Source organism: Pseudoalteromonas sp. NZS11 (assembly GCF_015864765.1).
Classification (GTDB): Bacteria; Pseudomonadota; Gammaproteobacteria; order Enterobacterales; family Alteromonadaceae; genus Pseudoalteromonas; species Pseudoalteromonas arctica.
This window is the reverse complement of record NZ_JADYWP010000001.1, coordinates 596411-607339: the sequence shown is the minus strand read 5'-3', so window position 1 is coordinate 607339 and position 10929 is coordinate 596411. Positions and strand designations below refer to the sequence as shown.

The window sequence follows — 10929 nt, the reverse complement described above, 5'->3', positions numbered from 1 at the left end:
GTATTTTCGGTCTTAACAGGATCTAAGAGGAAGAAATGATTATAAAAAACACTTTTAAAAAGCATCAAGGGACTATGTTAATCGGATTAGCGATTACAGCCGTAACTTTATCAAACTACGTGCATGCAAACGAACAATCAGCAATGCCACTTACATACGTCTCAAGTAAAGCGATTGAAAACAATCCTGAAGTACAAGAAGCATGGCATGCTTTTAAATCTTCTATTTATGGAGTGGATGCTGCCCGTTCAGGTTATTTACCAAGTGTTGATGTATCAGCAAGTGCAGGATATGAAAGAAGAAATTACGGTATTGAAGAAGAATATAACCGTAATACAGCCGAATTAAGCGTTACTCAAATGCTTTATGACGGTTTTAGAACATCTAATACAGTTGACCGTTTTAAACGTATTCAACTTATTAGGTACTTTGAGCTTATTTCTCAAACAGAACAAACAGCACTTGAAGCCTCGATTGCACTACTTGACGTACAAAAATTCAAGGAGTTAGTACAACTTGCAGAAGCTAATTTACAAGAGCACGAGTCTGTATACCAACAAATAGAGCAAAGCGTAGGCGCCGGTGTAGCGCGCGCAGCAGACCTAGAACAAATTAGTGGCCGTTTATCTCTAGCGCAATCTAATGTATTAACGGAGTACTCAAATTTACATGATGTAAGCGCTCGCTACCTAAGAGTTGTAGGTGAGCTACCTATGAACGATATAAAGCAAGCTGACCTTGATGAAAACAATATACCAATTTCGGTTAACCAAGCGCTAGACGTCGCCTACAAAAACAGCCCTTCATTTTATGCCTCTTTGTATAATATTGAAGCGCAAAAAGCGAACGCCAAAGCACAAAAAGCGGCCTTTCATCCTAACGTAGATTTATCTGCCCGCTACGGTAGCCAAGATAGAGATGAGCTTGGTCAAAATGAAACCAGAACAGAAGCGCGAGTCGGCATAGATATTAGTTATAACTTGTATAACGGTGGTCTTGATAGCGCTAATTTAGAACAAGCTTATCAAGATATAAACATTGCAAAATATCAACGAGATCAAGCCTGTATTGATATTCGTCAAAGTCTGCAAATTGCCTACTACAACGTCACTATACTAGAGCAAAAGTTGCCAGCGCTTAATCAACACCGCGAATCATCAACTAAAGTTAAAATTGCATATAAAGATCAATTTGATATAGGCCAACGAACTCTACTAGACGTACTTGATGCCGAAAACGAATCGTTCCAATCAACACGTTCATACATAGTTGCGCTATACGACCGCCAATCGGCTATTTTAACTATGCTAAAAGAAATGGGGAAATTATTGCCAGCACTTGACGTAATGTCAGGTAAATACCCTACATTAAAAGAGCTAACTGACGATCCTATTGTGCATAACGCACAAAATATTTGTCCGAGTTACGATGTAGCAACCACCTTTAGCCGCAAGGCATTTCTACAAAAAAAAGCGAAGCAAGATAATGCCTACATGAGTGTAACCGCTATGCCAAGGTACTTAGATATACCGTTGGAAACCGACACTACACAAAGTAGCTTTTTAGATGATGATGGTGACGGCGTACCAAACGAGCAAGACACTTGTCCGAGTACGCCGCTGTCAACTAATGTTGATTTATCTGGCTGTACAATTTATAGCGCATCAACCTCGAATATAGAGATTGGTATCCCTTTTTCTGCTGACTCAAGCGATGTAAGGTCTCAATATATTCAAGAAATTAGTCGGCTTGCAGATTTTTTAAAAGAAAATCCAAATAAGCAGGTTGAAATACAAGGTCATGCTTCTCTAGATGGAGATCGAACATATAACCGCAAACTATCTGAAAAACGTGCGTTTGCTGTTGCTGAAATTCTAATTAAACAATTCGATATAAAACCAAAACGTGTTAAATCGTTCGGGTACGGTATTGATCAACCTCGAGTAAACGAAATATCAGTAAGAGCAAATGCTGCGAATCGACGTATCGAAGCTGTAATTACTGATAGCTAAGTCAATTAACGTTATGTAAATAACCTAAACTCGGCTTGAAATATTTAAGCTAAATTTATTTCTCGAGTTTAGGTTTAGTAGTAACAACCGCATGCAGTTCTACATAACATTGGATGGTTTATGGAATTAAACGATGTACTTGATCATGGTGGCATACTCGTTGACTGCCTAGCAGTTTTATGTCGCCATCATGATAAAGAGTTTTCAAGAGAAGCACTATTAAATGGACTTCCTCTAACTGATGGAAATCTTACTCCATCAGGTTTTTCGCGCGCAGCAAAGCGCATTGGCTTTAAATCAAAAGTAGTTAATAAGCCACTACAAAAAATTAATACAGCACTGCTACCTGCCATATTAATTTTAAAAGACAATCAAGCCTGTGTTATTAATTCTATTGATTACGATAAGCAGGTGGTGAGTGTAATTTACCCAGAGCTTACCGAATCAGTTATCGAACAAAGCATTGATGAATTAGCAGGCAACAGTGTTGGTTTAATTATTTATGCACAACCAGAATTTGCATTTGATGAGCGAACACCTGTACTTGAAAAACTATCAAAAGACGGATGGTTTTGGGGAGTAATTAAAGAATGCCGCTCACTTTATAAAGACGTAATCATTTCAGCTATTGCGTTGGGCTTTTTGTCGGTTGCTATGCCTTTATTTGTAATGAATGTATATGACCGCGTAGTGCCCAACCATGCAACCGAAACCCTTTGGGTACTTGCCATTGGTATTTTAATAGCACTCACTGCTGACTTTGTTTTACGCTTAGTAAGAGGCTATTTTGTAGAGCTTGCTGCAAGCAGAATAGATGTAAAAGTATCGGCTGTAATTATGGAGCGGGTATTAGGTATGAAACTAAAAAACCGTCCATCATCAGCTGGCTCCTTTGCAAGCAATATTCAATCATTTGAAGCTGTACGTAACTTTTTTAGTTCCATAACGCTTGTCGCATTAGTCGACTTACCATTCGTAGTTTTATATTTAATTGTTATCGCCATTATTGGCGTACCTCTAAGTTTACCCATTATAGCGGGCGCACTTATATTATTAGCTTACGCTATAGCCGCACACCGCAAACTTGAAGCCCTTTCAGAGCAAACAATGAAAGCAAGCTCAATGCGAAATGCAGTATTAGTAGAAAGTTTAACCAATATTGAAGATGTAAAAAGTTTTCACTCAGAGTGTAAAACACAATCTGTATGGGAAAAGTCGACCATTTACATTGCGCAAGTAAACGCACAAAGCCGACTCGTTTCAAGCTCTATATCAAATACAGCATCGTGGATACAACAATGTGTAGGCGTGATAATAATGATAATAGGCGTACACCTCGTTATTGAAGGTGAGCTAACTCAAGGCGGATTAATTGCAGCCTACTTATTATCATCTCGTGCTATGGGCCCTATTGGGCAGTCAGCCGCTGTTTTAGCGCAATATCATCATGCCGCAATAGCAATGCAGTCACTAAATGAGATTATGGAAAAAGAGGTCGAGCGCCCACCTGGTAAGCATTGGTTAAGCCACCCTATTTTAAAGGGCGATATAGAATTTAAAGATGTATGCTTTAAATACTCTGACGAATCTCATAATGCACTCAACGGCGTTAGTTTTAAAATTAAAGCTGGTGAAAAAGTTGCAATTTTAGGACGTAATGGCTCAGGTAAAAGTACATTAGAAAAGCTTATTTTAGGGCTATATGAACCCTGTTCAGGAGCAATTTTGATGGACAATAACGATATACATCAAATTGACCCTGCAGAGCTTCGCCATAATATTGGTTATGTACCGCAAACCGTTGCCCTGTTTTATGGGACCTTAAAAGACAACCTTACGATAAGCGCTTGGCATGCCAAAGACGAGCAAATTATTGAAGCCTGTGAGCGAAGCCAATTATTTGATTTAATTAATTCGCACCCAGACGGATTTGATCTACAAGTAGGCGAGCAAGGCCGCCAATTATCAGGAGGACAACGCCAAGCAGTAGGTATGGCAAGAGCCATAATTAATGACCCACCAATACTATTACTAGATGAGCCAACTTCATCGCTAGATCACAATAGTGAAAGTAAAATTATTAACAATTTAAAAAATTATTCTAAAGATAAAACCCTAATTGTAGTGACTCACCGCTCATCATTACTCGAGCTTGTTGACCGTATTATAGTTTTAGATAACGGAAAAGTAGTTGCTGATGGACCAAAACAAAAAGTAATTGCGGCGTTAAATAATAAAACCGTGGAGCAAGCCTCATGAGTGATAACAAAAAACCACTTGAACAACGCTCTTTTGAATCTGTTAGCAAAGCAATAGAAGCAAGAAAACAAGGTAAGCCATCCGTATTTAATAAACTATTTAAAGGATGGATTTCACCGCCAAATACTCAAGACTGGGTAGTAGATGCACAGTGGGAAAAAATGCAGCAGGAACCAGCAAGCGCTAGGTTACTACTTTATCTAATTTGTTTAACGTTTATATGCCTTATTGTGTGGTCTGGCTTTGCTAATTTGGATGAAGTTGCTCGTGGCGAGGGCCGTGTTATTCCCTCTAATAAATTACAGCTTATTCAATCTTATGACGGCGGTATGGTCGAAAAAATAAATGTCCGAGAAGGCCAAATAGTAAACGAGGGGGATGTACTCATTAAAATAGACCCTACCCGCTTTATTTCTAGCTTTAGAGAAAATCAATCCAAGGTTGAATCGTTAAGTGCAAAAGTTGCGAGGCTCAGAGCGCTCACTCAAAAAAAGGAGCTCGTATTTAACGAAGATGTTATAAAAAATGCACCTCAGGTGGTTCAACACGAACGCTCTCTTTATTTGAGTAACAGCCAAGAGTTGAAGCAACAGGTAAGTATACACAAACGCCAACTAGAGCAGCGACACCAAGATTATATTGAAGCAAAAGCGGCACTTCAGCAACATACCAGCGCGCTACGCTTAACAAACAGGGAGCTTAAAGTGACCCGCCCATTGTTACGCACCGGTGCTATTTCGGATATAGATATTATTCGTTTAGAGCGTCAAATAGTTGATTTAAACGGCGAGATAAACAGAACCAAAGCAGTTATAAATAGGAGTCTTTCGGCCATTAACGAAGCTAAAAATAAGGTAACCGAAGTTGAGCTCGTTATGATTAACCGCTGGAACAATGAACTCTCCGAAGCGCTACTGCGACTAGATTCAATTAAAGAAACTGAATCTGGCTTAGCCGATAAAGTAACTCAAACTGAAATACGCTCTCCTGTTAAAGGCACTGTACAACGATTATTAGTTAATACTGTTGGCGGTATTTTACAGCCAGGTAGTGATGTTATGGAAATTGTCCCGCTTGACGATCAACTTGTAGTAGAGGCAAAAATCCCGCCTAAAGACATTGCATTTTTACGCCCTGGTCAATCTGCAATGATAAAATTTAGTGCCTACGACTTTGCCGTATATGGTGGCCTTGAAGCCGAAGTATTACATATTAGCGCCGATACAATTACAGATGACCGCGAGAATACCTTTTATTTGGTGCAACTAAAAACCACCAAAAATAATTTTTCAAAAGAGCTGACTATTATTCCAGGAATGACAACTCAAGTGGATATTATTACCGGTAAAAAAACCGTACTTGAGTATATTTTAAAACCGGTTCTTAGAGCTACATCGCAAGCAATGACAGAGCGTTAAAACATTTTATAAATGGAGAAGTAATGCGCCAAAGTATTTTTATTACACAGCCTGAATTTGAATCGAAACACTGGCATACAGCGTTTCCTGGTTGTTTGATATTCACAAAAGAACCACACAGAGTCACGGCATCAAGTATTATTTGGGTTTTGGCCGGCACACCTAATTGGCTTGAGCTTGTTAAAAAGTATTCTCAGCAACGTTTACTGGTTATAGTTATGACCAACGAACTAGAAATAAATCAACTAAGAAGTGCGCTTGAAGCAGGAGCTAGGGGGTACGTAGAAGCACTTGCTACTAAAGTAATTATTGAACAAGTACTTGAGACAATTTGTGCTGGCGGAATATGGTTACCAGGGCAATTACTATCTAACTTAGTAGGAGCTTTATCAAATACACCGTTTAAATATGCGAGCACATGCGAGCTTGATGTACTCACAAAGCGAGAACGTCAAGTAGTTGATATTGTTGTAACAGGTGCAACTAATAAGCAAGCTGCAGAATCTTTAAATATTACAGAACGCACAATTAAAGAGCATATGAGCTCTATATTTAATAAGCTAAAAGTTCGCGACCGTATTCAATTAATGTTAGTTGTAAAAGGGCATTAACCGCACCGTTAATGCCTATTACTTACTCTTTAATAACCCCATCAAAACCTAAGTTAATAAGCGTATCTATATCATCTTGGCTTGTTACACCTTGAGCCACCACTTTAATGCCAATAGAATGCGCTAACGTGCACACTCCTCGCAGAAATGTTTGGTTATCTTGGCTGTAACTAATATTGTGTCCGTAAACGCTATCAACCTTAATCATTTCAAGACCAAATTCCTGAATTTTATTAATTTTAGTAAATTCAGGGCCCACACGTTTTAATGCTACCTTAGCGCCCATACATCGAGCCTGCTCACAAAAATCTTTAAATATCTCAATTTCGCTAACGGCAATACTTTCACGAATATCAAAACAAATTTTAGAGGCTAAATCAGGAAACGCCGAAAGGTACGTAAGAATCGAAGCAAGTGCAGCATCATCAAGTAACGTTTGAGCAGATAATTCAACCGAAATCAGTTCACTTGGTGGCTCAATACTATAATGAGCCACCAACGCCTTAATTAAACCCCAATCTAAACGCGCTAATAACTTTAATCGGTTAGCCCACTGGTAGTAGTAACTAGCACGGTATACTTGCCCACCAAGCTTTAGGCTCAACCCTAATTGATTTTGCATTACCTGCCCTGTAAAGCTAGTTACTGGGTAAGTATTTATTTCTAAATTATTATTGTTGAGTGCCTCTTCTATGGCATTTTTCCAGCTAGTTGCATTATCAAACAGCTCACTTTCTTGCTTGATTTGAGCTACTTTTGCTTGTACATCAGATCGTTTACCCGATGATTTTAAAAGTTCATCCGCACGCTTTAATACATCAAATCGCGTGTCGTCTTTTTGAATATAAGTACAGCTGTGAGGTATCGCTAGCTTAACGTTTTTATACTCTTCAACAAACGATTGATGCATCAATAAAATACGTTCACTGATTGCTTGAATATCATCAATATCACTAAATAAAACGGTAAAATCGCTGTGAGAAATACGTGCAATGTAATTTTCAGAAAAGTGTTCTTGGTTGCTCTCTAAGAAGCTAACCAACATCTGTGAAAATCGACGTAGAAAGTTAACCATTTCTACTCGTCCCACTTCCTCACTTACGCGATCGAGGTTTACAACCCTAAATAAAAACAAAGCACCATGGGCATGATCTTTCGATTTTTGTAAGTGAGCCTCAAGCGTTGCACCAAAGTACTCTCTATTTGCTAAACCAGTTAGCTCATCGTGTTGCGATTTAAATCTAAGCTCTTCTAAACGTTTATTATCTTCTTTAATAATACGGCTAAAACGGGTAGATAATTGGTTCATTGATTGCACTAAACGTGCAAACTCAAAAGTGCGCGGAACGCTCGATTTAATAAAACGTTTTTCACCAAATGCATTAGCCTGATACACAACATCATCTAGTGGTTTTAATATCCTACTTAAAAAGTAAGCACTAACTATACAAGCAAAAAAAGCGACAATTAAAAAACTAAAAAATAGTTTAAGCGCACTTTCCCATAAGGCTTGCTCAGCATATTGACTATGGCTTTCTATAAACAAAGTACCAAACTGCTGCCAACCATCATTTACTTGCCCAACCCCTGGCTGTACATTTAATCCATACATTGATCTAAACCACTGCGGAGCCGTCGCTTTAAGTTCATCGGTAAACGTGCGTTTAACAATCACCTCACCATTAGGGTTTTGTAGTTCTATTCGCTTATAGTGACCGGTATCAAATGTGGCCGATACTAATAACTCAAGCTCAACGGGGTCTTTGTCTAATTGGCTGATCATTAACGCGAGTGAACTGGCGTTATCTACATTTTTTAAGTACAGCTGGGTCGAAAAATAACTTTTAGCCGAATTAGTGCTAATTAAAACACTACTTATAAAGCCTACAAAAATAACAATTAATAATGCAATCCACAGCTCTTGCCTGAGTGTTATTTTTCGTTTTTTAAGATACTTAGATAAGGAAAATGATGCCATTACCACATAACTCCTTCTTTGGTTGTCTGCTCCAAAATTTTACGCCAGCGTGAAAGTCTTGCTGTTGGGCTGGCTACACTTTTGGTTGAATTATTAGCCCATAAACCTTGGCTGTTAAAGCTAAAAACAGGGCTTAAATCTACACGTTTTGCAGCAGGTAAAACCTTTGTTATTAAACTGTCTAAAATAAGTGGCTGAGCGTTTGGTGTAGCAAAATAACCTAACACCATATGTGCTTGCGTTTTGTTAGTGCCCGCAATTTTTGCTTTTACATAAATAAGGCGTAACTTGTCGTCACTCACCCCTAGGGCTCTCAAGCTTATATACTTTGCTATTGCGTAATCTTCACAATCACCTAAGCCTCTGCCTAACGTTTCTAAAGGGGTTGCCCAATAATCGTTTTGTTTCCATAGCAAAATATCAGTTTGGTAGCGTAAATTACGCGCAAAAAAATCATTAACAATAAGAATTTGTTGTTGCTCTGGTTTGTTTTGAGTTTGTACCAACATACTTTGCCAGTTACGTGCAACAGCCGCTCGCGCAGGTCCATATTTTTGACCCATCAGCTCAATAAAGGTATTAAATTGAATAGTTAGTCGGCTTGCAAGCACACCACTAGAGAGTACAAAAAACAGTAATAGGTAGCGCAAATTGGCTTTGCACCATATAAATAATTTAGGATTTAAATGAGTTGGCTTAAACGCCATTTACAGAGCCACTGTTAATATAAGTGGCAATAAAATACATCTGTTGAGCACTACGCAATCTGCTTAAAAATTAATCCTAACAACAGCATAGCACTCAATATAAGAGGATGAGATATTTTGAATAACTTTTTTAATTAACTGGGCTATTTAGTAATAAGTTACTTTTTTAACTTCGCGTGGTTTTACTTCACCTATGTATAAATCGTGCACACGCTTCATATTAAGCTCAAGCTCGGTCACGTAAGTGTCATCTACTGCGTAAGTTTTAATTATTTGTGCACCTTTAATAAGCCCCTGCACTTTACTTTCTAGGTAATCGTCTTGAGCAATTGAACCTTCCACCGTTGTTCCTGCGGTAATTTTTTGCCCATATACTTGCTCAGTAAGCTCGCGGTAAGCCTCAAGCTTAGAAGCCTTAATTGCCATAAGTTGCTTTTGCGACGCGTTAGCGCCTTTTTGCAAGCTAATAGGTGCATACCCTATCGCTTTTAAAACGGGGTAATTATTTGGCTCTACATATTTATATTCAACATGCTTATCAAAAACGCTGCTACAACCACCTAAGGTTAAACACCCAAGTGTAATAAGTAATGAAATTGCTCGCATAGCATTTAGCCCTTGTATAGTAATTAGCAGTACATATGCACGTTTAATGCCATTTATAGCATTACTAATAATTACCAAATAACATTGGTACAGTCCTTGCTCTACCTAGTTAATAGCTAACGTTTAATTGGAGTAAAAGTATGAAGTCGTTTTTATTATTGGCATTTGCAGGGTTAAGTGCAACGGCATTATTAACTTTCTCCCCTTTTACTAAAGCGCAGTGGTATGAATCAACAGGCCATGCGAACGTTCAAAATGGTGATACGAGCGCAGCTAAATCTGCCGCTATAAAAGATGCGATTACACAAGCGTTAGTGTTCTCTGGCGCACGGATTAGCTCGGTGCAAACCTTGGTAGATGGCGTGTTAATGCAAGATCAGCTAAAAATTAGCAGCCACGGCGAAATTCAAAAAATTGAACTGGTCAGCGAAAATAAATACGACAATAAATTTGCCGTTACATTACGACTCGATATTTTTTCTCAAACAGAGCAATGCCCACAAAATAGTTTTAATAAGTTTGTGGCCGTTACACAAAGCCAACTTGTTCATCGTGAACACGCCAAAATGGGTCAAATATTTGACGTAAGCAAAGCGATTAGCAAAAATATTTTTACTTCCCTGCAAAAATCAAAAATGAGCGCAGTACCTATTGCTTACTATAATAATGCAATAAGCGTTGATAAATACTTTTCGCAGCAGCACGACTATTCAAATGCCCAATTAGAAGAAATATCTTCGCGCAGTAACGCTCAATATGTTCTGCTTAGCCAAATAACCAGCCTTTCGACTAGCGACAAACTCAATAACGATTATGCATTTTGGCAAGACGAGGCGTATGAGCGCAGTTACAACATTGAGTTTGCACTGTTTGATGGCACTACCTATGAGCAACTTTGGCAAAATAGTTACCATACTCAAGCAATTTGGCCATTTGAAAAAACAACCATAGTTGATGTTAATAGTGATAGGTTTTGGCAATCACCTTATGGGCAAAGCATAACCGATATCAACCAATCAGTAAGTTATGACATTCAAGCAGCTATGGCGTGTTTACCTACTCAAGGTAAAATAATGCATATGGAAAATAGCAAAATCGTTATTAACTTAGGTAAAGCTCATGGGTTAAAAAAAGGCCAAATGCTAAGCATTGCGCACCATAACTATTTAACCGACGCGGCAGGTAATGTTATGCCGCACACTATTACCACACTTAATAAAATTCGCGTAGAGCAGCTTTATCAGCAAACTGCAGTAGCTGTCAGTATTGATGACAAACCACTACCTGGCGTGCAAATTAACGATGTTGTAGAAATAATCAGCCAAAACCTTTAAATAT

At 38.4% G+C, this 10929-nt stretch carries 8 protein-coding genes; 5 read left to right on the top strand and 3 right to left on the bottom strand.

Annotated elements, in window-relative coordinates:
* Nucleotides 1-35 precede the first annotated feature (35 nt).
* The 4 genes from I6E82_RS02700 to I6E82_RS02685 all read left to right on the top strand — a co-directional run bounded on the left by I6E82_RS02700 (nt 36) and on the right by I6E82_RS02685 (nt 6300).
* Nucleotides 36-2012, top strand: coding sequence for a TolC family outer membrane protein (locus I6E82_RS02700; protein WP_165727530.1), 1977 nt, complete (start codon nt 36-38; stop codon nt 2010-2012).
* A gap of 120 nt (nt 2013-2132) precedes the next feature.
* A complete protein-coding gene (locus tag I6E82_RS02695) occupies nt 2133-4271 on the top strand; it encodes a type I secretion system permease/ATPase (RefSeq protein WP_197116653.1) in 2139 nt (712 codons plus the stop codon).
* Nucleotides 4268-5689, top strand: coding sequence for an HlyD family type I secretion periplasmic adaptor subunit (locus tag I6E82_RS02690; RefSeq protein WP_197116651.1), 1422 nt, complete (start codon nt 4268-4270; stop codon nt 5687-5689). The genes I6E82_RS02695 and I6E82_RS02690 overlap by 4 nt, the downstream gene beginning before the upstream one ends.
* 23 nt (nt 5690-5712) lie before the next feature.
* A complete protein-coding gene (locus I6E82_RS02685) occupies nt 5713-6300 on the top strand; it encodes a response regulator transcription factor (protein ID WP_024593175.1) in 588 nt (195 codons plus the stop codon).
* Nucleotides 6301-6322: 22 nt separating this feature from the next.
* Here the strand turns inward: I6E82_RS02685 and I6E82_RS02680 are convergent, their stop codons facing one another.
* From I6E82_RS02680 to I6E82_RS02670, 3 genes are all read right to left on the bottom strand, one after another.
* Nucleotides 6323-8278: a bifunctional diguanylate cyclase/phosphodiesterase gene (locus I6E82_RS02680; RefSeq protein ID WP_197116649.1), complete on the bottom strand. Its 1956-nt coding sequence runs from the start codon at nt 8276-8278 to the stop codon at nt 6323-6325.
* Nucleotides 8278-8985 carry a transglutaminase-like cysteine peptidase gene (locus I6E82_RS02675; protein WP_024589974.1) on the bottom strand — a complete coding sequence of 236 codons (708 nt, stop codon included), beginning with the start codon at nt 8983-8985 and terminating at the stop codon, nt 8278-8280. The genes I6E82_RS02680 and I6E82_RS02675 overlap by 1 nt, the downstream gene beginning before the upstream one ends.
* A gap of 147 nt (nt 8986-9132) precedes the next feature.
* Nucleotides 9133-9591, bottom strand: coding sequence for an LPP20 family lipoprotein (locus I6E82_RS02670; protein ID WP_008168853.1), 459 nt, complete (start codon nt 9589-9591; stop codon nt 9133-9135).
* Between the two features lie 140 nt (nt 9592-9731).
* Between I6E82_RS02670 and I6E82_RS02665 the strand changes: the two genes are divergently transcribed.
* A complete protein-coding gene (locus I6E82_RS02665; protein WP_197116647.1) occupies nt 9732-10925 on the top strand; it encodes a flagellar assembly protein FlgT in 1194 nt (397 codons plus the stop codon).
* The last annotated feature ends 4 nt before the right edge of the window (nt 10926-10929 follow it).

What these genes read in the sequence shown, in the direction of transcription:
- I6E82_RS02700 (WP_165727530.1), top strand. Translation starts at nt 36, where the DNA reads ATGATTATAAAAAACACTTTTAAAAAGCATCAAGGGACTATGTTAATC.
- I6E82_RS02695 (WP_197116653.1), top strand. Translation starts at nt 2,133, where the DNA reads ATGGAATTAAACGATGTACTTGATCATGGTGGCATACTCGTTGACTGC.
- I6E82_RS02690 (WP_197116651.1), top strand. Translation starts at nt 4,268, where the DNA reads ATGAGTGATAACAAAAAACCACTTGAACAACGCTCTTTTGAATCTGTT.
- I6E82_RS02685 (WP_024593175.1), top strand. Translation starts at nt 5,713, where the DNA reads ATGCGCCAAAGTATTTTTATTACACAGCCTGAATTTGAATCGAAACAC.
- I6E82_RS02680 (WP_197116649.1), bottom strand. Translation starts at nt 8,278, where the DNA reads ATGGCATCATTTTCCTTATCTAAGTATCTTAAAAAACGAAAAATAACA.
- I6E82_RS02675 (WP_024589974.1), bottom strand. Translation starts at nt 8,985, where the DNA reads ATGGCGTTTAAGCCAACTCATTTAAATCCTAAATTATTTATATGGTGC.
- I6E82_RS02670 (WP_008168853.1), bottom strand. Translation starts at nt 9,591, where the DNA reads ATGCGAGCAATTTCATTACTTATTACACTTGGGTGTTTAACCTTAGGT.
- I6E82_RS02665 (WP_197116647.1), top strand. Translation starts at nt 9,732, where the DNA reads ATGAAGTCGTTTTTATTATTGGCATTTGCAGGGTTAAGTGCAACGGCA.